The sequence below is a fragment of the Stenotrophomonas sp. FW305-3-2-15-E-LB1 genome, assembly GCF_058787375.1.
In genome coordinates this window covers 1-25,971 of the sequence record NZ_JBYSZR010000025.1, presented here as the reverse complement: position 1 = coordinate 25,971, position 25,971 = coordinate 1, and the positions used below count along the sequence as shown (strand labels likewise).

The 25,971-nt window shown below is 66.7% G+C and carries 27 protein-coding genes; 13 read left to right on the top strand and 14 right to left on the bottom strand.

Features of this window, described 5'->3' with window-relative positions; genetic code table 11:
• Positions 1-3: 3 nt before the first annotated feature.
• The 4 genes from AC3WL7_RS16165 to AC3WL7_RS16150 form a co-directional block, all read right to left on the bottom strand.
• The gene (locus tag AC3WL7_RS16165; protein WP_492751605.1) at positions 4-981 is read right to left on the bottom strand and encodes an MsnO8 family LLM class oxidoreductase; all 978 of its coding nucleotides are present in this window, start codon (positions 979-981) and stop codon (positions 4-6) included.
• 14 nt (positions 982-995) lie between these two features.
• The gene (locus AC3WL7_RS16160) at positions 996-1,358 is read right to left on the bottom strand and encodes a DUF3088 family protein (RefSeq protein ID WP_492751603.1); all 363 of its coding nucleotides are present in this window, start codon (positions 1,356-1,358) and stop codon (positions 996-998) included.
• Between the two features lie 168 nt (positions 1,359-1,526).
• Entirely contained in the window at positions 1,527-2,108 is a 582-nt protein-coding gene (msuE, locus tag AC3WL7_RS16155) for an FMN reductase (RefSeq protein ID WP_492751600.1), read from the bottom strand.
• Positions 2,109-2,124: 16 nt separating this feature from the next.
• Positions 2,125-4,704, bottom strand: a complete 2,580-nt coding sequence (locus AC3WL7_RS16150) for a TonB-dependent receptor plug domain-containing protein (protein WP_492751598.1) — start codon at positions 4,702-4,704, stop codon at positions 2,125-2,127.
• Positions 4,705-5,152: 448 nt separating this feature from the next.
• Between AC3WL7_RS16150 and AC3WL7_RS16145 the strand changes: the two genes are divergently transcribed.
• From AC3WL7_RS16145 to AC3WL7_RS16130, 4 genes are all read left to right on the top strand, one after another.
• Complete coding sequence (locus AC3WL7_RS16145; RefSeq protein ID WP_492751596.1) at positions 5,153-6,145, top strand: helix-turn-helix domain-containing protein; 993 nt, start codon at positions 5,153-5,155, stop codon at positions 6,143-6,145.
• 79 nt (positions 6,146-6,224) lie between these two features.
• Positions 6,225-7,469: a hypothetical protein gene (locus AC3WL7_RS16140; RefSeq protein ID WP_492751594.1), complete on the top strand. Its 1,245-nt coding sequence runs from the start codon at positions 6,225-6,227 to the stop codon at positions 7,467-7,469.
• Between the two features lie 230 nt (positions 7,470-7,699).
• Complete coding sequence (locus AC3WL7_RS16135) at positions 7,700-7,870, top strand: CsbD family protein (RefSeq protein ID WP_200732715.1); 171 nt, start codon at positions 7,700-7,702, stop codon at positions 7,868-7,870.
• Between the two features lie 132 nt (positions 7,871-8,002).
• Positions 8,003-8,347 carry a response regulator gene (locus AC3WL7_RS16130; RefSeq protein ID WP_079225198.1) on the top strand — a complete coding sequence of 115 codons (345 nt, stop codon included), beginning with the start codon at positions 8,003-8,005 and terminating at the stop codon, positions 8,345-8,347.
• Here the strand turns inward: AC3WL7_RS16130 and AC3WL7_RS16125 are convergent.
• Positions 8,295-11,069 carry a hybrid sensor histidine kinase/response regulator gene (locus AC3WL7_RS16125; protein ID WP_492751591.1) on the bottom strand — a complete coding sequence of 925 codons (2,775 nt, stop codon included), beginning with the start codon at positions 11,067-11,069 and terminating at the stop codon, positions 8,295-8,297. The genes AC3WL7_RS16130 and AC3WL7_RS16125 overlap by 53 nt on opposite strands.
• Positions 11,070-11,419: 350 nt before the next feature.
• Between AC3WL7_RS16125 and AC3WL7_RS16120 the strand changes: the two genes are divergently transcribed.
• Entirely contained in the window at positions 11,420-11,851 is a 432-nt protein-coding gene (locus AC3WL7_RS16120; protein ID WP_492751588.1) for a BLUF domain-containing protein, read from the top strand.
• 27 nt (positions 11,852-11,878) lie between these two features.
• Here AC3WL7_RS16120 and AC3WL7_RS16115 read toward each other — a convergent pair whose 3' ends face one another.
• The 3 genes from AC3WL7_RS16115 to AC3WL7_RS16105 all read right to left on the bottom strand — a co-directional run bounded on the left by AC3WL7_RS16115 (position 11,879) and on the right by AC3WL7_RS16105 (position 13,726).
• A complete protein-coding gene (locus AC3WL7_RS16115) occupies positions 11,879-12,163 on the bottom strand; it encodes a hypothetical protein (RefSeq protein ID WP_492751586.1) in 285 nt (94 codons plus the stop codon).
• A gap of 63 nt (positions 12,164-12,226) precedes the next feature.
• The gene (locus tag AC3WL7_RS16110; protein ID WP_492751584.1) at positions 12,227-12,658 is read right to left on the bottom strand and encodes a BLUF domain-containing protein; all 432 of its coding nucleotides are present in this window, start codon (positions 12,656-12,658) and stop codon (positions 12,227-12,229) included.
• 126 nt (positions 12,659-12,784) lie between these two features.
• The gene (locus AC3WL7_RS16105) at positions 12,785-13,726 is read right to left on the bottom strand and encodes an AraC family transcriptional regulator (protein ID WP_492751582.1); all 942 of its coding nucleotides are present in this window, start codon (positions 13,724-13,726) and stop codon (positions 12,785-12,787) included.
• 98 nt (positions 13,727-13,824) lie between these two features.
• Here AC3WL7_RS16105 and AC3WL7_RS16100 point away from each other — a divergent pair, with 98 nt between their 5' ends.
• The 4 genes from AC3WL7_RS16100 to AC3WL7_RS16085 all read left to right on the top strand — a co-directional run bounded on the left by AC3WL7_RS16100 (position 13,825) and on the right by AC3WL7_RS16085 (position 18,868).
• A complete protein-coding gene (locus tag AC3WL7_RS16100) occupies positions 13,825-14,658 on the top strand; it encodes an oxidoreductase (protein WP_492751578.1) in 834 nt (277 codons plus the stop codon).
• A gap of 170 nt (positions 14,659-14,828) precedes the next feature.
• Positions 14,829-16,421 carry a diguanylate cyclase gene (locus tag AC3WL7_RS16095; RefSeq protein WP_492751577.1) on the top strand — a complete coding sequence of 531 codons (1,593 nt, stop codon included), beginning with the start codon at positions 14,829-14,831 and terminating at the stop codon, positions 16,419-16,421.
• Positions 16,422-16,541: 120 nt separating this feature from the next.
• A complete protein-coding gene (locus AC3WL7_RS16090; protein WP_492751575.1) occupies positions 16,542-18,308 on the top strand; it encodes an EAL domain-containing protein in 1,767 nt (588 codons plus the stop codon).
• Positions 18,309-18,421: 113 nt separating this feature from the next.
• The gene (locus tag AC3WL7_RS16085; RefSeq protein ID WP_492751572.1) at positions 18,422-18,868 is read left to right on the top strand and encodes a chemotaxis protein CheW; all 447 of its coding nucleotides are present in this window, start codon (positions 18,422-18,424) and stop codon (positions 18,866-18,868) included.
• A gap of 210 nt (positions 18,869-19,078) precedes the next feature.
• On the opposite strand, the gene AC3WL7_RS16080 is transcribed toward AC3WL7_RS16085, so the two are convergent.
• From AC3WL7_RS16080 to AC3WL7_RS16060, 5 genes are all read right to left on the bottom strand, one after another.
• Entirely contained in the window at positions 19,079-19,747 is a 669-nt protein-coding gene (locus AC3WL7_RS16080) for a hypothetical protein (RefSeq protein ID WP_492751570.1), read from the bottom strand.
• A 124-nt stretch (positions 19,748-19,871) separates the two neighbouring features.
• Complete coding sequence (locus AC3WL7_RS16075) at positions 19,872-20,243, bottom strand: VOC family protein (RefSeq protein WP_492751672.1); 372 nt, start codon at positions 20,241-20,243, stop codon at positions 19,872-19,874.
• 42 nt (positions 20,244-20,285) lie between these two features.
• The gene (locus tag AC3WL7_RS16070; RefSeq protein ID WP_492751568.1) at positions 20,286-20,639 is read right to left on the bottom strand and encodes a nuclear transport factor 2 family protein; all 354 of its coding nucleotides are present in this window, start codon (positions 20,637-20,639) and stop codon (positions 20,286-20,288) included.
• Positions 20,639-21,040 (bottom strand): VOC family protein, encoded by a 402-nt coding sequence (locus AC3WL7_RS16065; protein WP_492751567.1) that lies wholly within the window; start codon positions 21,038-21,040, stop codon positions 20,639-20,641. The genes AC3WL7_RS16070 and AC3WL7_RS16065 overlap by 1 nt, the downstream gene beginning before the upstream one ends.
• A gap of 21 nt (positions 21,041-21,061) precedes the next feature.
• Positions 21,062-21,805: an SDR family NAD(P)-dependent oxidoreductase gene (locus tag AC3WL7_RS16060; protein WP_492751566.1), complete on the bottom strand. Its 744-nt coding sequence runs from the start codon at positions 21,803-21,805 to the stop codon at positions 21,062-21,064.
• A gap of 132 nt (positions 21,806-21,937) precedes the next feature.
• On the opposite strand from AC3WL7_RS16060, the gene AC3WL7_RS16055 reads away from it, so the two are divergent.
• Complete coding sequence (locus AC3WL7_RS16055; RefSeq protein WP_492751565.1) at positions 21,938-22,825, top strand: AraC family transcriptional regulator; 888 nt, start codon at positions 21,938-21,940, stop codon at positions 22,823-22,825.
• A 268-nt stretch (positions 22,826-23,093) separates the two neighbouring features.
• Positions 23,094-23,393 carry a hypothetical protein gene (locus tag AC3WL7_RS16050; protein WP_492751564.1) on the top strand — a complete coding sequence of 100 codons (300 nt, stop codon included), beginning with the start codon at positions 23,094-23,096 and terminating at the stop codon, positions 23,391-23,393.
• A 22-nt stretch (positions 23,394-23,415) separates the two neighbouring features.
• Here the strand turns inward: AC3WL7_RS16050 and AC3WL7_RS16045 are convergent, their stop codons facing one another.
• Positions 23,416-24,153 carry an SDR family oxidoreductase gene (locus AC3WL7_RS16045; RefSeq protein ID WP_492751562.1) on the bottom strand — a complete coding sequence of 246 codons (738 nt, stop codon included), beginning with the start codon at positions 24,151-24,153 and terminating at the stop codon, positions 23,416-23,418.
• A 96-nt stretch (positions 24,154-24,249) separates the two neighbouring features.
• Here AC3WL7_RS16045 and AC3WL7_RS16040 point away from each other — a divergent pair, with 96 nt between their 5' ends.
• Both AC3WL7_RS16040 and AC3WL7_RS16035 read left to right on the top strand, forming a co-directional pair.
• Positions 24,250-24,645, top strand: a complete 396-nt coding sequence (locus tag AC3WL7_RS16040) for a winged helix-turn-helix transcriptional regulator (protein ID WP_492751560.1) — start codon at positions 24,250-24,252, stop codon at positions 24,643-24,645.
• Between the two features lie 631 nt (positions 24,646-25,276).
• Complete coding sequence (locus tag AC3WL7_RS16035) at positions 25,277-25,633, top strand: hypothetical protein (protein WP_492751558.1); 357 nt, start codon at positions 25,277-25,279, stop codon at positions 25,631-25,633.
• The last annotated feature ends 338 nt before the right edge of the window (positions 25,634-25,971 follow it).

Sequence of the window (25,971 nt, the reverse complement as noted above, 5' to 3'; positions counted from 1 at the left end):
AGGTCAGGCCACCGCCGCGCGCGGCGCGGGCGACAGCAGTTCAAGGGAAGTCAGGCGGGCATCCAGGTCGGCCACCGGGGCATCGAGGATGAATTCACCCACGCCGAAGCGCCGGTGCAGTGCGTCCAGTTCGCCGCGGACGTGCGCGGCATCGCCGGACAGCACGCTGGGCCGGGTTTCCTCGATGCGGAAGTCGCTCACCCCGACCTGCCGCGCGTACTCGGCCGCGGCCTCGGGGCTGGGCAGGTTGACGGTCTGCCCCGGGCCGAGGTGCAGCTTGTAGACGCGCAGCGCACCGATATGGCGTGCAGCGGCTTCGCTGGTCGGCGCGGCGAAGGCCACGGTGGCCAGCAGCGGCGCCTGCGTCGACAGCGCGCGGTAGGCATTGAAGGCGGCCTCGATATGGGAGGGGTCGCCATCGAAGTGGGCGGCATAGACGAAACGCCAACCGAGCTCGGCCGCCTGTCGCGCGCTCTGCGGGCTGGCGCCCAGCAGGAACCGCTCCGCTGCGGCCTGCGGCAGCGGTCGCGCCTGTGCGTCATCGCGCGTTCCCGACAGATACCCTTCCAGGTCGCGCAGCTGCTGGGCGAAATCCGCGAAGGCCGGCCGCCCCGCCGCCAGCGCGGCCGTGGACGCGGGCAGACCGCCCGGCGCCTTGCCCACGCCCAGGTCCACGCGGCCCGGCGCCAGTGCCGCCAGCAGGTTGAAGTTCTCGGCCACCTTGTACGGCGCGTAGTGGCGCAACATCACCCCGCCGCTGCCGATACGGATGCGCCGGGTCTGCGCCAGCACCCAGGCTGCCAGCACTTCCGGCGCCGGGCTGGCCAGGGCGGGTGCGGCGTGGTGTTCGGCAAACCAGTAGCGGTGGTAACCCAGCTGCTCGGCGCGCTGCGCCAGCTGCAGGCTGTTGCGCAGCGCCTGTTCGGGCGTGCCACCGTCGGCTACGGGGCTCTTGTCCAATACGCTGGTCAGGTAGCTCATGTGCGCGTCCTCGCTCAGGGATGGGCTACGGGAATGCCAAGCAGGCCGTTCAGCGCTGCCAGGATCGGTTCAGCGCCGGAGACGTACTGCCGCTCGTGGTGCGCGCCGGTGGCGTGCTCGCTGTGCACGCCCTGCGGCAGCACCAGCTTGGGCAACGACTGGTCCTGTTCGCCGATCTCCGCGATCACCTCGCGTCGCGGCCGGGCAAAGCCAATGCGGCGCACGTCCAGCTGGCTGTCCAGGCCACCGATGCTCGACAGCGCGCCTTCCAGCAGCAGGCTGTGCCGGCAGAAGAACCGCTGCCCCGGCAACTGGCCGTCCTCGAACTCGCGGTCGAGCAGGAACAGGATGGGTTTGGGCGTTGCGTCTACAGCCACGGTATCGTCCTCATCAGGTCCGGCAATGCATTGCCGCTTCGTATTCGATGCTAGAGAAGACCGGCGCTGCCTCTGCGCCATCGCGCGACAATCGGCGGTCACATCCGGCCACGCAGATGCGCCTTGGCCATAAGCAGAATGCTGCCGGTTATGCCGCGCGTTCGGCGCTCACGCGATCCGCCGCAACGGCGCCGGTGCAACGACCGCCCGCACGGCCAGATGACCGGCTGCACGCTCGGCGGCCAGGTCGATGCGCGCCTGCAGCGCCGTGCTGCTGACCTGCGCCCCCGCGAAGTCGGCCGGCGTGGCATACACACCGATCGGCAGCGTGTGCGCCTGCAGGAAGCTGAACAACGGACGCAGTTGGTGGTCGATCACCAGGGCATGGCGCTCGCTGCCGCCGGTGGCGGCCAACAACACCGGCGTATCCACCAGCGCGTCCAGCTCGATGAAATCCACCAGGTGCTTGAACAGCCCCGGGTAGGAACCGCGATACACCGGCGCAGCCACCACCAGCAGATCGGCCGATTCCACCGTGGCCAGCGCCTGCTCCACCTCCGGCGACGCTTCCGCACGCGACAGCGACTGCCCCAGCGAGCGCGCGATCGGCGCCAGCTCGACCAGCGTCACGCTGGCATGCAGCCGCTGCTGCAGTGCCTCCAGCAGGTGCCGCACCAGCAGCAGCGTCCGCGACGTCGCCGAGCTCGTCGGCGAACCAATCAATGCAACCACGTTCAATGCAGATGACATGCAATGCTCCCTTCAATCAAAACCGGTAACTGACCCGCCCGTACCAGAACGCACCCACCGTGCTCAGCACATCGCCGGTATCCCAGGTGGTCTCGATGCTGGCTACGTCGGTAGCGCTGCGCGCGTACTCGGGCACCTTGCGGGTGCGCTTGTCGAACACGTTGTTGATGCCCAGCGCCGCACTCCAGCCGCTGCCCAGTTCGACCCCGCCGGACAGATTGGTCACCAGCACCGGCGGCTGCTTGTATTCCACGCCGTTGTTCAGGCGCTTGATCGGGCCGAAGTAGGCGAAGTCCAGGTTCGAGCGCCAGCGCCCGTTCTGCCAGCCCAGCCCCGCCACCTGCGTGTAGCTGGGCGTGCGGAAGCGCAGCGCGTACTCGCTGGATTTCGTCAGCAGGTTGATGTTCGGCAGCCCCTGCAGCGCGCCGGGAATGGCGCTGACCTTCTGGATGGTGGTGCGGCCGACGTTGGCCGCGTAGGTCCAGCGCAGCTTGCCCCACGCGGTTTCCTGGTTCGCTTCCAGGGTCAGTTCCACGCCGCGCGTACGGGTGTTGCCCACGTTGGTGAAGTAGCTGGCATAGAAGGCATCACCGGGCAGGATGCTGATGCCGGCCGTGCCCAGCAGAGTGTCGATGGTGTTCTTCTGCGCAGCGGTCAGCACCGTACCGCTGTTGTCGGTGATGCGTGCCGGGTCCTGGGCGTTGTAGCCGATCTGGCTGGACTGGCCCAGCTGTCCACGGATGTCGATCTGGTAGGCATCCACCGCCAGGTGGAACGCGGGGCTCGGGTCCCAGGTCACACCGAGGCTGTAGTTGGTGGCTTTCTCCGGCTTCAATGGCGTTGCGCCGAGGGCGATGGCCGCCGGTGATGAAACCTGTGCGACCAGCGTGGTACCGCACGGGCAACTGCCGGTGGCCTGGTAGAACTGCGCGCCCAGGCTGGGCGCGTGGAAACCGTTGCTGACCGTTGCGCGCACGCCCAGCGCATCGGTGAAGTCGAAGCGCGTGGTCAGGCGCCCGGTCGACACGCTGCCGAAATCCGAATGATCTTCCCAGCGCGCGGCCGCATCCAGGTACCAGCGCGAGGTGATGTTGCTGGCCGCCCCCACGTAGACCGCTTTGCTGTTGCGGGTGGCCTTCACCGCATCGGCGGTCGAGTAGCCGACAAAGGCCGCCGCGCCGAAGCCGGTGTAGGACTCCCACTGCCCTGCCCCGCGCTCGTACTGCTCGTGCTGGTACTCGGCGCCGGCGCTCACCTCCAGTGGCGAAGCGAACGCCGCCACCTCGAAGCCACGGCGCAGGTCGAGGTTGGCGATGCCCTGCTGGTAGTCCAGCTTGCCGTCATAGAAATCAGTGGGCGACCCCGGATACGGCAGCGAGAAGTTGGCCGAGTTGCGCGTATACGTGCGTACCGTACTGCGGTTGCCGGTCAGGCTGGCGTCGTAATCCCAGCCCGCCAGCTGGCCCTTCACCCCGGCACTGCCGGTGTACTGCTTTTCTTTGGTTTCCAGCACGGGCAGGAATCCATCGGGCCAGACGCTCAGCACGCTCGGCGCCTTGTACGTGGTGAAGATGGTGGCCGGCAGGCGGAAGTTCTGGATTGCCTGTGCACTGCGGTCGCTGGCCGTGGCGGTGGCGTAGAACTGCGCGTTCTCACCCAGGCCATGGCCGGCGTTCAGCGCAAAGGCCCTCAGCGAGTACGAAGGCGAGCTGAGGATGGTGTTGGCCTCGGCATCGCGCGTGGCCTCAGCCGGGTTCGGCGTCGCCCCGGCCGGAAGCTGGTTGTTCGGCCGCAGCGCCACCAGGTTGCCGCTGGCATCCACCGCCGGGTAGCTCAGGTAGCCGTCGATGTAGCGCCGCGTGCGGATGGCATGGTGCTGGCGCGTGGTTTCACCGGACAGGTTCACGAAGCCATCCTCACCCCACGGCAGGCCGACGTTTGCACGCACGCTGGTGCGGGTGCCGTCGCCATCAATGCTTTGCCCGCTTTCCACCGAGACATCGCCACCGTGCGCCTGCGATTTCAGGATCACGTTGACCACGCCGGTGATGGCATCGGAGCCGTAGATGGCCGAGGCTCCGTCGCGCAGCACCTCCACATGGTCGATGGCCGCCACCGGAATCAGCGCGAGGTCGGCCCAGGCATGGCCGGAGTAACCGCCACCGTTGGCACCGCTGACATAGGCACTGGCGTTGCGGCGCTTCCCATTCACCAGCACCAGCGTGTAGCCCGGCGAAAGGTTGCGCAGCTGGTAGCCGCGGATCAGGCTTTCCTGGTCGCTCTGGTAGCCACCGATCTGGCTCAGCGACGGCAGGCTGCGCTGCAGCGCTTCGAGCAGGTTGGCCTGGCCGGTGGCCGCCAGATCTTCCGCCGAGATCACGTCGATGGGCGTGGAGCTGTTCTTGACGGTGCGCGTACTGCTCCGCGAACCGGTCACCACGACGGCATCCAGCGTGGACGCGGCGAGGTTGGCGGACGTGGCCGTCGCTGCATCTGCGGGGCCATCCGCTTCGGCGGCATGGGTGGAGGCTGCGGCCAGCGTGGCTGCAATCAGGACAGCGAGGGTGTTCAGGACAGGCGAATGGGCGGCAGGCATGGGGGCTCGTGGGGGTGGGCCGGAGACACACCTCCATTCAAAGGCCCCGGCCAGCGCCGCAACAGCGGATATCGCGTCACCCAGCCGTCATATCCGGCCAGCCACATGACCGCTGGTAATGAGGTTAGGCAACGCTGGGCGCCACGCCGCCCGATGCCATGTCCATGGGATGGCGACGGACGACGGGGGGATGAGTGATGTCGGCGGTCGGCGGTCGGCGGTCGGCGGTCGGCGGTCGGCGGTCGGCGGGGTAGAGTCGACTGTTAGTCGACTATCGCGCGCAGCGCGGGCTTCCAAACGGTGTCGCCAACAGCAGTCGACTAGCAGTCGACTCTACCCAGTCGGGTACGCCAAGCCAGACGAACGCCCCCGCGCACATGCTCCACTGGCATCACCACATGCCCGCGCGCCGCTGCGCCCACCGCAACCACCTCGGTAGCATCAGGCCATGAGCATCGACCCGACCGCGCCCACCGTCGCCATCGTGGCCTGCCACGGCCAGGGGCTGTTCGAGTTCGGCTGCGCGGTCGGCCTGTTCGCGCCCATCCGCCCGGAACTGGGCGTGGCCTGGTACCGCACCCAGCTCTGCGCCGGCGAACCTGGTGCGCTGCGCATGCTCGGCAGTGCACAGGTGCAGCTGCCCTGCACGCTCGATGCCGTCGATGACGCCGACATCATCGTCATCCCCGGCTGGCGCGAGCCCAGTGAGCGCCCGCCACAGGCGCTGCTTGATGCGCTCACCCGCGCCCATGCGCGCGGCGCGCGCATCGCGTCCATCTGCTCGGGCGCGTTCGTGCTGGCCTGGGCTCGCCTGCTCGATGGCCGCCAGGCCACCACGCACTGGCGGCTGACCGAGACGCTGGCGCGTGACTTCCCGCGCATCCATGTGCGCGAGGATGTGCTGTACGTCGATACCGGCGACATCATCACCTCGGCCGGCTCGGCCACCGGCATGGACATGATGCTGCACATGGTGCGCAAGGATTACGGCGCGCGCGTGGCCAACCTGGTGGCCGAACGCCTGGTGCTGGCGCCATGGCGCGATGCCGAGCGCAGCCAGCGCGTCAGCCGTGCCATTCCCAATGGCGAGCCCACGCGGCTGGCCAGGCTGATGGATTGGATGCGCCACAACCTGCGCGAGGCGCATTCGCTGGCCAGCCTGGCCGAACAGGCCGCGCTGAGCCAACGCACGCTGCAGCGGCAGTTCCTTGAAGCCACCGGCCTGTCGCCCATCGACTGGCTCATCCGCGAGCGCGTGGCCTATGCCCGCGAGCTGCTGGAAACCACCGACCGGCCACTACAATGGATTGCCGAGCAGGCCGGATTTGGATCGCAGGAATCGTTCCGCCGTCATTTCCGCAGCCAGGCGGCCGCCAGCCCAACCGAATACCGTAGCCAGCATCGCAACGGGATCGGCGCGGACCGGCTGGTCGGCTGCTGAGTGCCTCCTCAACCGGCTTTCCACGGCGCCACCACCGCTGCAAGATAGGGGCTTGCCCTGCACTGCCGATGGAACGGTGATGACTGACAGCCCGTACCGGAATTACCGCATTGGCATCGGCGTGTCGCTGCTGCTGGCTGCGCTCATCGCCACCCTCTCGCTCATCGCGGTGGCGACGCCCAACCTGGGCTGGGGCGTCGTTGCGCTGGCCACTGTGGCAATCTGCATCGGTGGCCCGTTGCTGCTGGTTCTGCTGCTGGCGTGGCTGCGCTACATGGTGCGGCAGCGCGGGCGCGTGCCCGGCCGCGTACACGCGTGGATGTTCCTGCCCACCGTGGCGGCCGCGCTCATCATTCCGTTCTGGGAGTCCGTACAGCACAGCTGGGCCAACATGGTGGGCGGGTCGCGTGACCCTGTTGCCGAGCTGCACATCAATCTCAGCGGTCAGCCGCTGTGGCTGGACACCTCGCCGTATGCGTCCACCGGCTCCGGCGCTGGCCCGGACCTGCCCATGCAAGGCGATACGCCCGAGCGCTTCGTGGCCTTCCATCGCTATCCCAACGCGCAGTCCGATGTGGACCGCGCGTTTCCGTACCAGGACGCGCGCCTGAAGCGCTCCGTGGAACACTACCGGTACGCCACGCCATCCGGCGATCGCGCCGTCACTGAGGTGCCACTGGTCCGCCGGCCGTATCCGGACACCACACGCTTCAACGCCGGATGGCGCAGCACCGGCACACCCGAGCTGGTACACCTCTACTACCACTACAGCGATCATGTGGAGGTCGTACCCACGCTCGCGCGCCTCAGCGGATCGGCTGCCGACCATCTGCAGCGCAGCCGCTTCGAGGGCCTGGTGCTGTTCGGGATCCACAATTATGGCCACGCGCCCATCGTGCGGATGGAGGCCGATGGCATCGCACTGGACATCGGTGACAAGGCCATCGAGAACATCCCGGCCGTGCCCGCGGATTGCACCGCCTATGGCTATCCGGCCGGCGTCGCGCTGCTGCCACTCGACCAGCCGCTGCAGGTGCGCTGGCAGACCGTCGATGCACCCACGCGGTGGCACAGCGCGCGCGTGCAGGTGCCTGCGTTCCGGCAGGGGCAGCCGTTGCAGGGGCAATCCACGTTGCAGCACGTTCTGCTGTACGTACTGCCTGACGGCACGCTGGCTGCCGAACGCTATGCCGAAGTGTTCGACGGCGACACGCAGCGCGGCATCAAGGCCACCGGCCTGCCGGCCAGTGCTGCCGCCTTTGCGCGCTGCGGCAGCGCCCGCGCTGGCTACAGCGAGCGTGCCGGCGCCGTGCTGGCTGACTGATCCGCAGCGCTGGCGGTCCCAGCCGAGCGCTCGTGCAGCGCGCACATTCCGCCGGGCTTGGCCCGGCGCTACCGCGTCCTTGCGCGCGGTGCCAAAGTCGGTAGTGCCGGCCGCTGGCCGGCAAACCGCCGCAGGTGAAGATGGCCCTACCAATTCGTTCACTGACGCAACACCGGCGCCAACGCACGATCAGGTCGCCCATCCCGGGCCTTACGCATAGGTGTTCTGCAATGGACAAGAATCGTACCGAAGGTGCCAAGAACCAGGTCAAGGGCACCGTCAAGGAAGTGGCCGGCAAGGTCACCGGCAACAAGACCCAGGAACTTGAGGGCAAGGCACAGAAGGACGTGGGCAAGGTGCAGAGCGCGGTGGGTAAGGCCAAGGACGACGCACGTCATTGAGTGCCGTCGCAGCCGCCGCAGCCGCAGGGCGCGGCGGCCAGGTGCCCTCTCCGGAGGGAATCGCCGGCAGGTTCATCCTCGCCCAGCATTGAGAATCCACGCGCGGTGACTCTGTCGACCACACAACGCATCCTGCTCGTCGAAGACGATACGGCCATCCGCGAACTCACCGAAGATGTTCTCACTGAAAGCGGGTATGAGGTCATCGCTGTCTGCGATGCGGAGAAGGCGGTCCATGCACTTGCCGCAGCTGAGTCGTTCGACCTGCTGATTTCCGATATCCGCTTGCCCGGCATGAACGGCTGCGAGCTTGCACGCCATGCGATGACCCTGGACCCCGCCCTGCGCGTACTCCTGGTCACCGGTTACGCAGGCCAGCGCGCAGGCGATCCGCAGTCCGTGCCCAAGGACATTCCCCTTCTGCTCAAACCATTTTCGTTACGGCAGCTTCTGCAGTCGGTGCACAATACGATCTGAGATCGCCTGCCAGCAGCCGGTCCACACGGCGCTCGAGTTCTGCAGCCGAGAACGGCTTGGTCAGTATCTCCATCCCCTGTTCAAGGTGTTCACCCCCTACCGCTGCAAAAGCGGCATAGCCGGTAATGAACAGCACAGGCAACGCCGGCCGCGTCTGCCGCCCCGCGTCAGCCACCTGGCGGCCATTCAAGGTGCCCGTCAGGCCGACATCGGTCACCAGCAGGTCGAAGGGCTGCCCCGTCGCCAGCAGCGCCAGCGCCTCGCTGCCATTGGCTGCTTCGGTCACGCGATGGCCTTGGGCGCACAGGACATCCCGCACCAGGGCACGAATGGATGCCTCATCCTCGACAAGCAACACTGCGCGACCAGACATCACTGGCGTGCTCTCAGTGTCGTACAGCGGCTGGACATCAACCGACGGCGGACCATTGAACTGGGGAAGATACAGGTGAATGGTGGTCCCCTGCCCTGGCGTCGACTCGACGTCCACCTGTCCGCCCGATTGCCGGGTGAACCCATAGATCATCGACAGGCCCAGCCCGGTGCCCTGCCCGATCGGCTTGGTGGTGAAGAACGGCTCGAACACTTTGTCCAGCACGCTCGCATCCATGCCCGTGCCGGTATCGCATACGGACAGGCGCACATAGGTCCCTGCGGGCAGTCCAAGCTGTTCACTGCGCGGTCCCGCCAGCGCCTCGACCTCAGTGGAGATGACCAGCGTTCCACCCTCCGGCATGGCGTCGCGGGCATTGATGCACAGATTGAGCAGGGCGTTCTCCAACTGTGGGGCATCCACCAGCACGTCGTCACCCCCATCCTGCAACCGCGTTTCGATTTCGATCGAGGGCCCGATGGAGCGGCTGAGGATGTCCAGCATGCCGCTCACCAGCGACGAAACCTGCACGGAGGACGGGGCCAGAGTCTGTCGTCGCGAGAACGCCAGCAGGCGTTGGGTCAGCGCGGCGGCCCGATCAGCGCCACCGCGGGCCATCTCGAGATAGCGCCCCAGACCCTCCGTGCGCCCCTGGCCAACCCGCAGCTCCAGCAGCTCCAGGCCCATCGAAACAGCAGTCAGCATGTTGTTGAAGTCGTGCGCGATGCCGCCGGTCAGCTGGCCCAGCGATTCCATCTTCTGGCTTTGACGCAGGCGCTCTTCCATGGCCATCAGTTCGGCCGTGCGTGCCTGTACTCGTTCTTCCAGGGTCAGGGTCAGCTGCTGCAACCGCTGCTGCGCGATACGACGATCAGTAATGTCAGCCGCGGCCCCGAACCACTCCTTCACCCGCCCCTGCTCATCCAGCAATGGCACCGCACGCATCTGCAGCCAGCGCACCGCGCCGTCATCCAGCAGGGTGCGGTGCTCCACTTCCAGCGCCGATCCCGTATCGCGCGCAGCTTCAATGGCAGCGTCCACAGCTCCCCGATCGCCAGGATGGATCAAGCGCTCGCGCCAGGCGCCTGATGTGTCGTGCAGGCCTATCGCCTCGCCCTGGCCATAGATCAGGTCCACCTGCTGCCAGTCTGCGGAAATGGAGTACAACGACTGGGTCGCCGCAGAAACCAGCGCCCCCAGGCGTCGCTCGCTCTGCACCAGCGCTTCGGAAGCGTGCCGCTCGGCCGTGCGGTCGCGGAACACCACGACATAGCCCACCGCTTCACCCTCGTGGCCACGCAGCACCGTCATCGAGCCGTGCGCCCAGAATCGGCCACCGTCGCACCGGCGCAACCAGCGCTCACCACTCAATCCGCCCTTTTGCAGCGCCTGCTCCATGTTGTGGCGGAAGCGCCCGGCCTGCCGGTCATCGTCCAGGTACAGCACTTCACCATGCTGGCCCAGCACCTGGCTTTCGTGCCAGCCGAGAATTTCCTCGGCACCGCGGTTCCACAGCGTCACCAGGCCGTCCATGTCGAAGGCGATGATCGCGTAGTCGCGGGCACTGTCCATGATCTGCCGGTGCCGCGCCTCGGTCAGCGAAAGGTGCCGCTCCAATGCCACCTGCGGCGTCAGGTCCAGGCCCTGCACGAAAATGCCGTTGACCCGGCCCGCGTCGTCCTTGCACGGCTGGAACACCACATCGACGATGTGGCACGGGCCACTGCCAGCCTGCGCGATGCCACTGTCATAGGCCACCTTGCGGCCGATGTATGGCTCACCCGTGCGGTAGACCTCATCCAGTAGATGCAGATAGCCCTGGTCCAGCACTTCCGGCAACGCCTCCACGATGGGCCGGCCAAGCACCTCGCGGTGACCGATCAGGCTGGCGTATCCCGGGTTGACCAGCTCGATCCGGTGCTCCGGTCCGGTCAGGAATGCCATGAACAGCGGGGACTTCTCGAACAGCGCGATCAGCCGCTCGTTCTCGCGCGCCAGCCGATCCTGGGCCACCACCATCCCGGTGACTTCCTTGGTCACGCAGAAGGCACCCGCTACCTGCTCATCCTCGCCATGAAGCGGGGAAAACGAAAACGTCCACCAGGTATCTTCCGGTGCACCGTAGCGGTTCATCGCCACCGGCACATTTTCAAAGCGCGAGCCCTGCCCGGCGAAGGCCCGCTCGATCGGCTCACGCACCGCAGGCCAGGCATCGGCCCACAGGCTGCGCAGCGGCGCGCCCATCGCATGATCCAGGCGCGGGCCGAGGATCGGCGCGTAGGCATCGTTGAACAGGAAGATCAGTTCAGGCCCCCAGACCAGGTACATGCTCTCGGGGGAATTGAGCATCAGTTCCACCGCACAGCGCAGCGAAGCGGGCCACTGGGCGACAGGGCCAAGGGGGGTCGCCGACCAGTCGTGGTCGCGCACACGCTCAGCCGCAGCGCCGGCTGCACGGGGAAACACAGGGAAATGGGGTTGCACTTCAATTCCTGGTGGAAAGCGGGAGTCGCAGCACCCCAGGGGCGTCCCGCCCGCTGCAGAAAGTGAGACTGTTGGCGCCAATCTACGGCATCCGGGCCGGAGCCGCTGTCAACGCAGGCTCACGGGTGGCCAAGCCGCTCAGCGTGTGAACAAAGCCTCACAGTCCAGGCAGTAGCGCTTCGTATAGTGACGCGCGTCACACAAGAACCCCTTCCATGCTCCGTGCGTTTGCCTATTCCAGCCACATGTCGGCTGGTCTTTCCGACGAAAAGATCCGCAGCATCATCGCCCAGTCGGCCTCATTCAACCGCGTTGCCGGCGTCACTGGCGCATTGCTGATCAGTGGGACGCAGTTCTTCCAGTACCTCGAAGGGCCACCGGACGGGCTGGATACCGTCATGCGCCGCGTCCGTGAAAGCCGCTCGCACCACGCCATCGTGCAGGTGCTGGATGCACGCATAGAGGCGCGCGCCGTGCCCTATTGGGCGATGACCCGGGTCGAAACCGGGCAGATCGTGGTGTCTGGCCTGGTCAATGCGCAGTGGGACGAATTCGGGCAGCGCACTGCCATCGCCAGCCCTGGCATGGATCTGCTGGCCGCGCTGCTGCGCCCGCACTTCCCCGCGCTGGGCGGGGCGGCAGGTTGAGGGAATTTCATCTGCCGATACCGGACGTCAGGCGACCTCGCGCCTCCCCAGCGAGCCCATCGTGAAAACATAGCCCGCGTCCAGCAGGAAGCTACGCATGCGCTGCTCAGCCGTGCGCGGGCAGGTAATCAACTCCGGTCCATACAGGGCGTAGACCCAATGCTCTTCGCCCAACTGCTCGCGGCGGACGCCCGAACGCGGTGACTGACACGCCCAGCTCCACGCTTCGCGCAGGCGGCCGGGGCCGATCGATTGACCATTGCGCAGGCGGAAACTCAGCCAGCGCACCATACCGCCGTTTGACTCTTCCATCATCTGCCCCTTGTGAGTTCAGCCACACTAGCCGGGCACCCCGTCATGCCCGAGTGAGCACGCTCACGCGTGGGGCAGCTCCCAGAAATCCACCAGCGGCCCCAGCCCGGGCACCGCACGACGATCATCGCGCACTGTGGGGAAGTGGCGCTTCCACTTGCCGGCGGCAATGGCATGCAGGGCTGACACGTCCACACTTCGGCAGACCATCGTCCACGTGCGGAAGTAGCGCTCGCTGACCGCCTGGTCAAACTGCACCACCACGTTGCCGTGCCGGGTGGCGGCCTCTATGCGGCTGAACACCTGGTAGATGGCTTCTTCCGGGCCTTCCAGGTACTGGAAGAACCGGTGTCCATCAAACAGCAGGATGCCGGTGACGGACAGCGCCTGGTTGCGCGCCATGGCGTCGATGAGCAGTTCGTCGATCGAATCGGCCGCCAGCGCGCACGGCAAGGTGCTCTGATAGGCCAGCGCATGCAGAGGCAGGGCAGACATGGGTACTTCCGGAAATGAGGAAAGCGTGGCACAGGATCCTGCGCCGGGGTCGCTTGAAAAACGTGCGACACGTTAACGAGCCGCCCGTGCGGATGGCGTGACCAACGACCGCCACGATCCCCGCCCTCAATGCGATGAGACATACACCGCGTCCACCGGCGCCGGCGGCAGCGCGAAGCTGCGCCGCATCCGCGCCACCTCGGCCGCCGGTGGCAACCCGAACAGCCGCTTGAACTCGCGATTGAACTGCGACGGGCTGGCATAGCCCACGCCCAATGCGGCCGCCTCGGCGGTCATGCCCTGCCGCAGCATCAGCAGCCGCGCCTGGTGCAGCCGGGTGGACTTCACGTACTGCATCGGCGAGGTACCGGTGATGGCACGGAAATGGTCGTGGAAGGTCGGCACGCTCATCTCCGCCTCCACCGCCAGCGCATCCACATCCAGCGCCGTCGCGTAAGCTGCATGGATATGCCGCAGCACCTTGCCGATGCGCCCGAAGCGCCCGCGCATCGCCAGCGCCTCACGCATCGCACCGCCCTGCGCCCCGGTCAGAACACGGAAATACAGCTCCCGCACCAGCGCCGGGCCCAGCACCACCGCTTCCAGCGGATCGCCCAGCGCTTCCAGCAGGCGCAGCACGGTCGCCTGCATCGCCGCCTGCATCGGGCTTGCCATCATGCTCTGCGCCGATGCCGGGGCATGGGCCGCGTGCGCCTCCAGCTCCAGCATCAGGTCCGCGGCCAGCTGCAGGTCCAGGTGCAGGTAGATCGCCAGCAGCGGCGCGTCGGCCGTCGCCTCGGTTTCCATGGTGAAGGTCACCGGCACCGACACCGCCAGGTAGTGCTGCGCGTCGTACTGGTACACCTGCCCGCCCAGGTAACCGCGCTTCACGCCCTGGCAGACGATCACGATGCCGGGGTCGTACAGCACGGGCGTCCGCGCCAGCGGTCGGTTCGAGCGCAGCAGGCGCACGCCTGGCAGGGCCGTCAGCGTGTAGCCCTCGTCCGTGGCGAGGGCCTGCAGCAGGCCCACCATGCGCGCCTGCATCGTCTGTTCCGCAGAAAGCATGGGCAGCTCATAGGAATAGGCAAGAATGGCCGAAGGCTAGGCCTGGGATGCTCATAGTGCAAGCACTAACGTGCAAGCTCCCAACCGAGAGCCACCCCATGACCACATCCCGCCTCTTCCTCATCACCGGCGTCAGCAGCGGCTTCGGCCGTGCGCTGGCCGAGCACGCTCTGCTGGCCGGCCATCGCGTCGTCGGCACCGTGCGCAACGACACCGCCCGTCACGACTTCGAAGCGCTCGCCCCGGGCCGCGCGTTCGGCCGCCTGCTCGAGGTCACCGATGCCGACGCCATCACTGCCCTGGTCACCCACATCGAAGCCGACATCGGCGCCATCGATGTGCTGGTCAACAACGCCGGCTACGGCCACGAAGGCGTGCTGGAGGAATCGACCCTCGCCGAGCTGCGCCAGCAGTTCGAAGTGAACGTGTTCGGGCCTGCCGCACTCATCAAGGCGGTGCTGCCTCACATGCGCGCGCGCCGCCGCGGCCACATCCTCAACATCACCTCCATGGGCGGCTTCATCACCCTGCCCGGCATTGCCTGGTACTGCGGCAGCAAGTTCGCGCTGGAGGGCATCAGCGAAGTGCTGGCCAAGGAAGTCGCTGGTTTCGGCATCCATGTCACCGCCGTCGCGCCCGGTTCGTTCCGCACTGATTGGGCCGACCGCTCGATGGTGCGCTCGCCCCGCGCCATCGAGGATTACGACGCGCTGTTCGATCCCATCCGCAGCGCGCGCGAAGCCAAGAGCGGCCAGCAGCTGGGCGATCCGGCCAGGGCCGCGCAGGCCATGCTGCAGCTGATCGACAGCCCCGCGCCGCCCGCCCACCTGCTGCTGGGCAGCGATGCCGTGCAGCTGGTGCGCGGCAAGCTGCAGGAACTGGGCACCAGCATTGACCAGTGGGAAGCCCTGAGCCACAGCACGGATGGTTGAACCGACTGGTGGGTGCCGACCGTTGGTCGGCACGGGTCGGGCTGGTGGGTGCCGACCGTTGGTCGGCACAAGATCAGATCCACCGGCTTCCGCGTGAAGACCGCGCGCACGGTTCCCCTGCCCCCTCGGCTGTAACCTGAGCCCCTACCGGCCGCCAGGGAGGCGCAGGCGTGAATGCATCGATCCGGCAGGTGAACCTGCAGCGGCTGATCCTCGCGCTTGCCACGCTGTCGGCGCTGGTCATGCTGGGCAACACGCTGTGGGCCAGCTACCAGGTGCAGCGCCAGCAGCTCGTCGAAAAGAGCCTGGAAGCCAACCGGGTCTACGCGCACTCGCTGGCCCAGTCCACCCAGCATTTCGTGCTGAACGCGCAGCAGCAGCTCGCGGTCGGGGCCGAGCGCCTCAGCCGCGGGCTCGACCAGCCGGCAGCACACGATGATGAAGTGGAACGCATCAAGCTGCAGACCGATGCCTTCAACAGCGTCATCGCGGTGGATGCCCAAGGCGTGGTGGTCGGCACCTCACCCGCCCTGCCGGAACTGCAGGGCAAGGCGCTCACCAGCGCCGCCAACCGCAAAGCGCTGCAGCAGCGGCTGCCGATGGTCAGCGATCCCTTCATCGCCCACACCGGCAACCTGGTCGTCACCCTCTCCCATCCGGTATTCGATGCCGACGGCGGCTACGCCGGCTACATCACCGCCTCCATCCACCTGCGCGACCCGAACGTCCTGCATTCCCTGCTCGGCACGCACCCCTACGAGGATGGCTCGTACCTGTACGTGGTCAGCCGCGATGGCACCCTGCTCTACCACCCCGAACCGGACCGGGTCGGCCAGCCCGCCACCCGCAACGCCGCCGTCGAAGCGCTCAGCCAGGGAAGCGCCGGTGCCCTGCATTCGCACAACAGCCGCGGCGCGCACATGCTGGCCGGTTTCGCACCGGTGCCCGCTGCCGGCTGGGGCATCGTCGCCCAGCGCCCCATTGATGCCGCCACCGCGCCCATGGGCAGCCTGTTCGCCACCGTGCTGCGCAACGCCGCACCGCTGGGCCTGCTGTCGCTGCTGCTGATCTGGCTGTGCTCGCGTCGCATCGCCTCGCCCCTGCAGCAGCTCGCGCAGCACGCGCAGGAAGGCGATGTCGGCGCCGCCATTTCCCAGGTCAAGGCGGTCAATTCCTGGTACTTCGAGGCCGCGCAGCTGAAGCAGGCCGTGCTGGTCAGTTTCCGCAACCTCAGCGATCGCATCGGCAAGCTCGACCTGGCTGCACTCACCGATCCCCTCACCCAGCTGCTCAACCGGCGCGGGCTGGAACGCGCGCTCAGTGCCCTCACGGCCTCCGGCGTGCCGTTCGGCGTCATCACCCTCGATGTAGACCACTTCAAGGACGTCAACGACCGCCATGGCCACGACGCCGGTGACCAGGTCATCGCCGGCGTCGCCCAGAGCATGCGCGCCAATGCCCGCCCGCAGGACGTGCTGTGCCGCCTCGGTGGCGAGGAATTCCTGGTCCTGCTGCCCGAGGTCAGCGCCGATACCGCGCTGCAGGTGGCCGAACGCCTGCGCGCCGCCATCGAAGCGCAGGCATTTGCCAAGGTCGGGCACGTCACGATTTCTGCCGGGGTCAGCCATTACCCTGAAACCCAGTCCAACCCCGATCTGGCCATCCGCCAGGCCGACAAGGCGCTGTACCGCGCCAAACACGGCGGCCGCAACCAGAGCGTGCTCTACCGCAAGCGCAGCCAGCAGCCTCCACCGCCGTCTTGACGCGCTGTTGGCCGCATCTACACGGCATCGCCGCCGCGTACCTGCAACCCTGCCATCACCCCTACTTGCCCGCAGCACCCCCGACCGGCTCTCGCGCTCCCGTTCAACCGGAAAAAGCACATGGCCCCGACCCGTACCGAAGAACGCATGTCGACGCTGGGCAGCCTGGATGTCCTGGATGACGTTGCCGGGGCCTCGCTGGATCGCCTCACCGATCTGGCCGCACGCACCTTCCACGCGCCGGTGGCCTTCGTCTCGCTCATCGAAGTCGACCGCCAGCGGCTGATCTCGCGCAAGGGCCTCACCTCGGCCGGTTCGCATATCCGCGATTCCATCTGCGCGCACACCATCGGCTCCACCGCGGGCCTGGTCATCAACGACCTCGCCCTGGACCCACGCTTTTCCAGCCTGCCACTGGTGGCCGGGCCGCCACACCTGCGCTTCTATGCTGGCACCCCGCTCATCGCCGCCAACGGCGTGGCCATCGGTGCGCTGTGCGTGATGGACAGCGTGCCCCGGCAGTTCTCCGCCGATGATCGCCGCCAGCTGCAGACACTGGGCATGGCAGTGATGAACGAACTGGAGCTGCGCACGCTCAGTGGCCGTCGCGATCCGGTCAGCGGCCTGCCCAACCGCCACCAGTTCGCCATCGATTACGCCGCGCGTTCGGTACGTACGCCCGGGCAGCCGTGCTATGCCGTGATGATCGACGTGCTCGACCTGCCACGGGCCAACGAGGCCGGCCAGGTGCTCGGCATGGTACCGCTGGAAGCACTCATCCGCCGTGCCGGCGTGCGCATCAACCTTGCCTTGGACGGCGTGGCCCAGGTCTACCACGTGGAAGCCACGCGCTTCGCCTTCGTGATCGAACTGCCCGACCGCGATGCGATCGAGCGCCTGGTCCACCTGCTGCATGACGATCTCATCCGCCCGATCATGGCCGCCGCCGTACCGCTGGCGCCGCAGTTCCATGCCGGCCTGTGCGAGGCCACGCTGGGCCGCGACAGTGCCGACGATGTGCTGCGCAAGATGATGATCGGCATGCACTCGGCGCTCGCCGGCCATGTCACCTGCTGCTGGTACTCGTCCCTGCGCGATGAAGGCCTGCAGCGCAGCTATCGGCTGGCCACCGACGGCCAGCAGGCGCTGCAGCAGGACCAGTTCCACCTGGTCTATCAACCCCGCTTCCGCGCCGAAGACCTCACCCCCGTCTCGGCCGAAGTACTGCTGCGCTGGGACCATCCGCAGCTGGGCGCGGTCAGCCCTGCCGAGTTCATTCCCGTGTTCGAACGCACCGCGCTGATGCACGGCGTCACCGCCTGGGTGCTCGACCACGCGTTCACCCAGCTGGCGCAGTGGCGGCGCGAAGGGCTGTCACTCACCCTGTCCATCAACCTCTCCGCGCGCGATGTCGCGCGCAAGGGTATGGCCGATGCCTTCATTGCCACGCTGCTGTGCAAGGGCCTGTCCTGCACCGACGTGGAAGTGGAGATCACCGAGGGCGAATGGCTGCGCGCCGATTCCTTGCCCGGCGAACAACTGAAGCAGCTGGCGGCGGCCGGCGTGCGCGTGGCGATCGATGATTTCGGCAGTGGCTACAGCAACTTCGGTTATCTCACCGAACTGCCCATCCACACGATCAAGCTGGACAAGTCGATGATCGACGACCTGCCCACCGACACCCGCGCACAGCTGAAAGTACAGGCCGTCATCGGCCTGGCCCATGGCCTGGGTTACAACACCGTGGGCGAAGGGGCGGAAACATTCGAGCAGGTCGCCCTGCTGCAGGCGTATGGCTGCGATGAAATCCAGGGCTTTGCGCTGTCACGCCCGATCAGGGCCACCGATCTGGCCGCGCTGCACACGGTGCCGTACGTTCCGGTCTGAGCCGAGTATTGGCTGAACGGGATTTTCGGCATTCATCTTTTGCTGACACCGTTGAGCTCGCCAAGACGGCATGATGGCGCCGCAGCAGCATTGCCCCTTCCACTGGATCTCCTTTGCAGCCGTCTTCCCCTTCGGCCGGATCACCGGCCTCGCCGTCGCGTTCCTTCTTTGAATACCTGGCCGTACGGGCCGGTGAACAGTGGTTTGCCGTGGATGTGCAGGCCACCGTCGAGATACGCGGCCCGGAAACCTTTGACCGCCCCGGCAGCGAAGGACGCCTCACGCTGACCGTGCGCGAAAACGTCCTGCGCGTTGCCGATCTGCGCCGCCTCAGCGGGCTGACACCGTTTACCTACACCTGCCCGGCCATGGCGCTGGTGCGCGCCGGGGTGGATGTAATCGGCCTGGCCGTGGATGAAGTGGGCGACATCGAGAGCGTGCCGCGCAAGCAGCTGCGGGCCGACAACCCACTGGGGTATGTGTTCTGCAGCCAGAGCATCGCCATGCCCGACAAGCGGGAGATTCCGCTGATCGACCCGATGTTGTTGATTGCCGCGTAAGCAAGCATCGCCCATGTCCGGCGGATCCCGCCGCCCGAGCGCAGGCTCGGGCGCTACAAACGATCCAACCGCGGACGTGTAGAGCCGAGCCCACGCTCGGCTGCTCCCACGCGCCCGCCCAGTAGTGCCAGCCCATGGCTGGCAGCACGTACCCCGTCCGGCATCACGGAGCCGAGCATGGGCTCGGCTCTACAGCCCACCGCACACGGCCTACATCACGATGGCAAACCCCAGCGCCAACACCAGCGCCGAGGTCAGCAGGAACGACGCCAGCACGAACCCTGCCGCAGGCAGATACCCCACGTCATTCAACGCCACGAACGTGCGCGTGCGCGCCCACAGGTACCACACCACGGCCACCACCCCGATGGCCGCGCCCCAGCCTCGGGCCTCCGCCGTCCCCGATCCACCCACCGCCTGCGAAACCGCCAGCAGCAGCACGAACGGGCACGCCAGGAACGCCTGGATGGAAAACGGCTCGCGCAGGGTGTCGCGGTTGATCGGCAGGCGCTGCCGCCACAACGTACTCAGCGCCGCGCCCAGCGCGAAGATGCAGAACACCGCCGAGCGGGTCAGCAGCAGGCCCTGCTCGCTCGAGAACAGCAGCTTGCCCAGCGGCCCGGACAGGGACAGCGGCGCCGTGCGCATCGCCATTTCCAGCGCATGCGCCAGCACCACCGACAGGATCAGCATCAGCACCGGGCTGATCGCATCGGCAAAGCGGTGTTCCGGATCCTTGGCGAATTCGCGCCGCGTGTAACGCGCCACCTCCCCCGGCCGCACCAGCACCCGCCACAGCGTGCGCGGGTAGAACACCAGCCAGCCCACCAGCTCGTAGAGGAACTCCTCAAGCGATCGAAGCAGTCGGATCAGGTCCATGGGATCAGCAACGCCGCCAGGGGTTGGCGGCCAGCTTACAGCCAGGGCGCCCCACTTCAGTAGTGCCAGCCCATGGCTGGCAGCGCGTGCCGCAGCCGGGCATGGGCCCGGCGAGCGCAGCACCCTACTGGCACACCACCTCCACGTTCACTCCATCCGGATCCAGCACGTAGGCCGCGTAGTAGCCCGGGTGGTAGCGCTCGCGAACACCAGGCGCCCCGTTGTCCATGCCCCCCGCGGCCAACGCCGCCCGATGAAAGGCGTCCACCTGCGCCCTCGTTCCCGCCGCAAAGGCGATATGCGTGCCGTGCCCAGGCACATCCTGGTCATGGAACCACAGGCAGGGATAGCCCTCGCGGCCGAAACCGTGGCGGTCGCCGCCTGCAGCAGTCTGCACGTGAACCAGATGCACCATGCCCAGCGGCGCCAACGCTCTGGCGTAGAACGCTTGCGACGTATCCGCATTGCTTACTGCAAATTCAACGTGATCCAACAGGCTCATGGCCATCTCCCAGGCAAGGACTCGTTTGGTGGAAATTCAATCCAGATCTGCATTGATGCGACGGATGCGCCCCGCCGCGTCCAGCGCTATCACCAGGCGCCCCGTCTCGTGGCCGAAGTCACCTTTGAAATCCACGCGAACGCACGCCTGTGCACGCGCATCGGGCTCCACCGACAGAATCCGGGTCACTGTGTGGTACGCCACGAAATAGCGCTCGATATACTCACGCACACCGGCCACCCCCTCGAAGCGCTCACCCGTAGACGGGTCATCAATCACCGCGTTGTCCGCAAACAAGGACAGTGCTGTATCGACGTCAAACGCGTTGGTCGCCGCCACAAGCGCATGGGCCGCCTGTTGCAGGCCATCCCTCGATCCACGCATGGCCATCAGGCTCCGTGTTGCCAGGGTTTATGCACGAATTCGAGGCTGTAACCGTCCAGGTCGCGCACCTGTGCAGCGTAGTAGCGCGGGTCATAGTGATGCTGTGCGCCAGGCGGATGGATGACCGTCGCTCCGGCATCCAGTGCGGCGGAAAACGCAGCATCCACCTTCGCGGTTGACGTGGCGGCGAAACCAACATGCGCAGCCTCTGGCTGCGGCTGGCCCTGCCGCAGCCAGAAGAACACCCGGCCGTCAGCACCAAAACCCTTCAGATCCGGGTGCCCCGGCGGCCCTTGGCTGCCGTCGTAATCAAGGCGGCGATCAATACCCAGTACCGGCAGAACCCGCGCGTAGAACGCCACCGCACGCGAGGTATCGGCAACCGTCAAAAACAGATGGTCCAACATCAATCAGCTCCTTGGTGGTGGTCAGATGACATAGCCGCCGGACACTTCAATGTTCTGCGCCGTGACCCATCCACTGTCCGAAGACAGCAGTGAGGCCACGACGCTGCCCACCTCGTCAGGCTCGCCTACACGCCCCAGCGCCGTCTGCGATGCCAGCACCGTTTCGAACGCTGCATCCAGGCCGCCCCCCAGCTCCGTCCGGATCGGGCCCGGCGATACGGAATTCACGCGGATACCCTGCGGCCCGAACTCCTTCGCCATGTAACGCGTCAGCACCTCAAGCCCGCCCTTGAACGACGCGTAGGGTGCAACCCCCACAGTCGCCACCCGTGTCGTTGCGCTGGTGATGTTGACGATGGCTGCCTGCGGCGCCAGGAGTGGAAGCAGCGCCTGGGTCAGGAAGAACGGCCCTTTCAGATGGACGTTGAACAGCCCATCGAACTGCGCCTCGCTCACCGTGGCAATCGGATTGAACAGCCCGTGCCCGGCATTGTTGACCAGGCCGGACAGCTGCCCCGCAGGCCATTCCGATGCCAGCACGCGCTCCACGTCTGAACGGAAGCCTGCAAAGCTCTGCACCCGACCGACATCCAGCGGCAGCGCAATGGCCCTGCCCCCTGCATTCGCAATCTGCCGCACCACCGCGTCGGCAGCCTCGACATTCTGCTGGTAGGTGAGGATGACACCGTGGCCGCGACGCGCGCAGGCCAGGGCAATGCTGGCGCCAATACCGCGGCTGCCGCCGGTAATGAGGGTGATGGGCATGGATGCTCCGTGTTCAGGACAGTGCTCACGATAGGCACCCGGCGTGCGCGTGGCCGCCCCATTCCTCGCCCATTCCTGCCCAATCCTGCTTCGCCGCTTGCACCGGCCTGGCGCGCGGCGTCCAATGCGCCCATGGACAGCCTGCTTGAAGAACTGCGCGCACTGACCGCGCATGCCCAGAACCGCCGCACGGAAACCGGCATCCCGCGGGTATCGATGGTGCAAGGCGCCGTGCCGGAACATGAGTTGGCGGCGGTGTATGAGCCGATGGTCAACCTCATCCTGCAAGGCAGCAAATCGATGACGGTGGGCGCGCAGACGTTGCACTACGACCCTGCTACCTACTTCGTGATGTCCGTGGACCTGCCCGCTGCGGGCGTCGTGCGCAGCAGCCCTGCGGGTGCGCCCTACCTTGCGGTGGCGCTCAGCCTGGACCCTGTGCTGCTTGCCACCCTGCTGAACGACCTTCCCGAACCCGCGACGAACCCGCAGACCAGGGGCTTTTCGGTCGCCGCCGTCACGCCGCAACTATTGGACGCCTGGGCCCGCCTGCTGCGCCTGATGAAGCACCCCACCGATATTGCCGCCCTGGCCCCGGCGTACGAGCGCGAGATCCTGTACCGCGTGCTGCAGGGCCCGATGGGCTGGATGCTGCGCGATATCGCCAGCCCCGACAGCGCACTGGCGCGCGTCAACCACGCCATTCAATCGATTCGTCGCGACTATGCCCGCAGTTGGCGGGTGGAAGAACTGGCCGCCGATGCGGCCATGAGCGTGTCCGCCTTCCACCGCCACTTCAAGGCAGTCACCTCACTCAGCCCGGTGCAGTACCAGAAGCAGGTGCGCCTGCTGCAGGCACGCACGCATCTGTTGGCCTCAGGCTGCAGCGTCATCCGCGCCGCGCACACCGTGGGCTACGAAAGCCCCACCCAGTTCAGCCGCGAGTACGCGCGCGCGTTTGGGCAGTCGCCGGCCAAGGATATCGCGCGCATTCAACAGCGCAGCCGCGGCAACGGGTGATAACACCGCTTCTGTAGAGCGGAGCCAACGCTCGGCTGCTCATGACCATCGCGCCTACGGACATTGAGCCGAGCATGGGCTCGGCTCTGCAGCACTGCGATCAGGTTTGCGGCAGCGCCGGGCCATGTCCGCCGATCAACGCTACGCAGAGGAACACGGCAAGACCATGTGAGCATCCTTAACCATTCATGCTGTAGGGTGAAGACATCTGGCTCCTCTGCGGTGCGAATTCTTCGCCCCCGTGTCTAGCCCCCTACAGGCACGACACATGACCCCGCCTTCCGCGTTCCGGATCCTCAGGATCCGTCCTTTGCTGCGCCTCGATGGAACAATTGACCGCGTGGAGGCTCTGCACTGCAAGTGCACGCACTGCGGCGACGAAGCGCGCTATTCAGAGCCAGGGGGCCTTCGACACGTCGAATCGGAGATCGAGCTGACCTGCCCCGCGTGCGGCACCACCGGCAGGTTCAGCAATCCCCAGCTGTTCGCGGCATGGGTGCAGCAAGTGCGGCGCGACCGCGTGCTGGCCCTGGCCGGGATAGACCCGGAAAAACTCTACGGGCCCTAGCCCAGCCAGGCACCGCGCAGGCTTATACCTGCGCCATCCCGCCATCCACCGCCAGCTCGGCACCGGTGGTGAAGCTGCTCTCGCTGCTGGCCAGGAACAGCGCGGCCGCAGCCACTTCCTCGACCCGGCCCAACCGTCCCATCGGCACCAGGCCGGTAATCGCCTTGCGCACCTCATCGCTCACCGCATCGAACATCGCCGTATCCACCGGCCCCGGGCTGACGACATTCACGCGGATACCCCTGGGCGCCAGCTCGTTCGCCCAGGTGCGGGCAAACGCGCGCAGTGCCGCTTTGCTCGCGCCATACACGCCGTAGCCCTGGGTGCCGATCGCACCGGCAATGGAACCGATCAGCACGATGCTGCCACCGGCAGGCATCAGATCGAGGGCACCCTGCGCGGCGAACAACGCCGCGCGGACATTCAGGGCAAAGGTGCGGTCGAACAGGTCTTCACTGATATCACCCAGCATCGCGAACTCCGAAATGCCGGCGTTGATGACCAGCACATCGATGCGCCCGGCATCGGCGCGCAGGGTGCCGAACACCTGTGCCAGCCCGGCTGCCGTGCCCGCATCGGCGCGCAGCGGGTGAATGCGCCCCGCTCCCGTTTCTGCCGAGGGCTGCTGCGTGGCCTCTGCCGCCGAGCGGCTGGTGGCGTACACCGTTGCGCCCTCCGCAGCGAAGCGCTGCGCGATGGCGCCACCAATGCCCGAGCCGCCACCGGTAACCAGGGCCACCTTGTCCTGCAATCTGCTCATCACGACCTCGCTTGGGTAAGTGCGGCTGATGATATACAGCTTATACTTACGGCAAAATACGCACTTAAGCTAGCGTAGATATCGTGGAGTAAACCGATGGCCCGCCCTGCCCGCCCGCATACCCGTACCGACTGCGTTGCCGAAGAGGCGTTGATCGACGTGCACCGTTCGCGGCCGATCCTGGAACAGATCGCAAGCAAGTGGTCGATCCTCATCCTCACCGTGCTGTGTTCGCGCCCGTCACGATTCAACGAGATCATGCGCCGGCTGGATGGCATCACCCACAAGGCACTGGCCGATGCGTTGAAGCGGCTGGAACGCAACGGCTTGATTCAACGGCACGTGCTGCCTACCACGCCGGTGGGCGTGGAATACACCATCACCCCGCTGGGGCGTTCGCTGCAGCAGCCCTTTACCGCGTTGTACGACTGGGCCTTGCACTACGGGCCCGAGATGGAACGCGCCCAGGCCGAGTACGACCAGGCAAGGTAAAACCGGGCCATACCCAAGGAGGTAGCGCCGGGCCACGCTCGGCGAGCGCAGCGGCGCCGTCAGCCTATCCGCTGTCGCATCCGGCACGCACGAGTGGCTCGATGCGTCATCTCGCCCTTCCAAAACGCGGATCCGGGCAATTCGGTGTAATGCTGCCTGCAAGTTGTTGTAAGCGAATAGCGTCACACGCGTAGTGGATTCGCGAGGTGATTGCGTCACTCCCTGTCGTCGCTGCCACCGAGTCGGCGAGCTTGCGTCTTCTCTTGTCGCATATGCCATCTGAGTTGCATGCAACAATTCCTGTCTCGCGCTCGCTTCGTCAGAAATCGTCTAACTTTTCTCATTGAAACGAGGCTGCGTTCGTAACCAACATGGCGCGCCACCGAAGACGGGTGGCCGGGTCTGCAAACCCGCGAAGTATTGATGTGCCTGTTGTATGCGCTTGCCCGCCGGTACCGCCCGGAAACCGGTACCGGCGGGCAATCCGTCGGCCTATATGGCGGGCGGTGCGTGGGGGTATTCGTACCCACCGGTCAATGGCACTCATGCTTCCCGGTTTGCAGCCACGCACCGTCCGCCACCCCGCCTCCGCGCGGTGGCGCTGTTAAGCACAGCCACGGAAGCTACTGCCATGACCACTCGCAACAACCCGCCGCTCCATGCTGTTGGCGCCGTCACCGACGACGAAAACCCCGCCTCCGATATCAGCACCTTCCAGGGCTGCCTCACCCGCATCCGCGATGGAGAAGGCTCCGATGGAATGTTGTGGCCGGAAGAAAACCTGTCCGACGGCCGACGTCAGTCCCTCGCGCGCATCGACCGCGCTGCCACGGGCATCCTCACCGCCGTGGAGATGCTGCATGCCGCCAACCGCTGCAAGACCATGGCAACGCCCCGCCGGCATCTGGATGAGGGCGTGGTTGAAGGCTTGTTCTTCGCGTGTCGCGAGCTGGCTGAGTTGGTGTGCAGGGAAGTCAGGCCAACCTGACCGCGCCGCGCCATGCCCGGCGGAAAATCAAAACCACCGCGCTGCGCGCTCGCGGGGCACGGCCCCGCGCTACCACCACCCCGCCCGGTAGCGCCGGGCCATGCCCGGCGGAAAATCAAAACCACCGCGCTGCGCGCTCGCGGGGCACGGCCCCGCGCTACCACCACCCCGCTCGGTAGCGCCGGGCCATGCCCGGCGGAAAATCAAAACCACCGCGCTGCGCGCTCGCGGGGCACGGCCCCGCGCTACCACCGCTCCGCCCGGTAGCGCCGGGCCATGCCCGGCGGAAAATCAAAACCACCGCGCGGCGCGCTCGCGGGGCACGGCCCCGCGCTACC

Bases quoted from the DNA above. Each gene is read 5' to 3' on its own strand.
- AC3WL7_RS16055 (WP_492751565.1), top strand. From the start codon at position 21,938: ATGGACAGCCTGCTTGAAGAACTGCGCGCACTGACCGCGCATGCCCAG.
- AC3WL7_RS16125 (WP_492751591.1), bottom strand. From the start codon at position 11,069: ATGCTCAATTCCCCCGAGAGCATGTACCTGGTCTGGGGGCCTGAACTG.
- AC3WL7_RS16090 (WP_492751575.1), top strand. From the start codon at position 16,542: ATGGCCCCGACCCGTACCGAAGAACGCATGTCGACGCTGGGCAGCCTG.
- AC3WL7_RS16145 (WP_492751596.1), top strand. From the start codon at position 5,153: ATGAGCATCGACCCGACCGCGCCCACCGTCGCCATCGTGGCCTGCCAC.
- AC3WL7_RS16060 (WP_492751566.1), bottom strand. From the start codon at position 21,805: ATGCCCATCACCCTCATTACCGGCGGCAGCCGCGGTATTGGCGCCAGC.
- AC3WL7_RS16135 (WP_200732715.1), top strand. From the start codon at position 7,700: ATGGACAAGAATCGTACCGAAGGTGCCAAGAACCAGGTCAAGGGCACC.
- AC3WL7_RS16110 (WP_492751584.1), bottom strand. From the start codon at position 12,658: ATGTCTGCCCTGCCTCTGCATGCGCTGGCCTATCAGAGCACCTTGCCG.
- AC3WL7_RS16105 (WP_492751582.1), bottom strand. From the start codon at position 13,726: ATGCTTTCTGCGGAACAGACGATGCAGGCGCGCATGGTGGGCCTGCTG.
- AC3WL7_RS16165 (WP_492751605.1), bottom strand. From the start codon at position 981: ATGAGCTACCTGACCAGCGTATTGGACAAGAGCCCCGTAGCCGACGGT.
- AC3WL7_RS16150 (WP_492751598.1), bottom strand. From the start codon at position 4,704: ATGCCTGCCGCCCATTCGCCTGTCCTGAACACCCTCGCTGTCCTGATT.
- AC3WL7_RS16100 (WP_492751578.1), top strand. From the start codon at position 13,825: ATGACCACATCCCGCCTCTTCCTCATCACCGGCGTCAGCAGCGGCTTC.
- AC3WL7_RS16070 (WP_492751568.1), bottom strand. From the start codon at position 20,639: ATGGCCATGCGTGGATCGAGGGATGGCCTGCAACAGGCGGCCCATGCG.
- AC3WL7_RS16080 (WP_492751570.1), bottom strand. From the start codon at position 19,747: ATGGACCTGATCCGACTGCTTCGATCGCTTGAGGAGTTCCTCTACGAG.
- AC3WL7_RS16040 (WP_492751560.1), top strand. From the start codon at position 24,250: ATGGCCCGCCCTGCCCGCCCGCATACCCGTACCGACTGCGTTGCCGAA.
- AC3WL7_RS16065 (WP_492751567.1), bottom strand. From the start codon at position 21,040: ATGTTGGACCATCTGTTTTTGACGGTTGCCGATACCTCGCGTGCGGTG.
- AC3WL7_RS16120 (WP_492751588.1), top strand. From the start codon at position 11,420: ATGCTCCGTGCGTTTGCCTATTCCAGCCACATGTCGGCTGGTCTTTCC.
- AC3WL7_RS16045 (WP_492751562.1), bottom strand. From the start codon at position 24,153: ATGAGCAGATTGCAGGACAAGGTGGCCCTGGTTACCGGTGGCGGCTCG.
- AC3WL7_RS16140 (WP_492751594.1), top strand. From the start codon at position 6,225: ATGACTGACAGCCCGTACCGGAATTACCGCATTGGCATCGGCGTGTCG.
- msuE (WP_492751600.1), bottom strand. From the start codon at position 2,108: ATGTCATCTGCATTGAACGTGGTTGCATTGATTGGTTCGCCGACGAGC.
- AC3WL7_RS16115 (WP_492751586.1), bottom strand. From the start codon at position 12,163: ATGGAAGAGTCAAACGGCGGTATGGTGCGCTGGCTGAGTTTCCGCCTG.
- AC3WL7_RS16050 (WP_492751564.1), top strand. From the start codon at position 23,094: ATGACCCCGCCTTCCGCGTTCCGGATCCTCAGGATCCGTCCTTTGCTG.
- AC3WL7_RS16035 (WP_492751558.1), top strand. From the start codon at position 25,277: ATGACCACTCGCAACAACCCGCCGCTCCATGCTGTTGGCGCCGTCACC.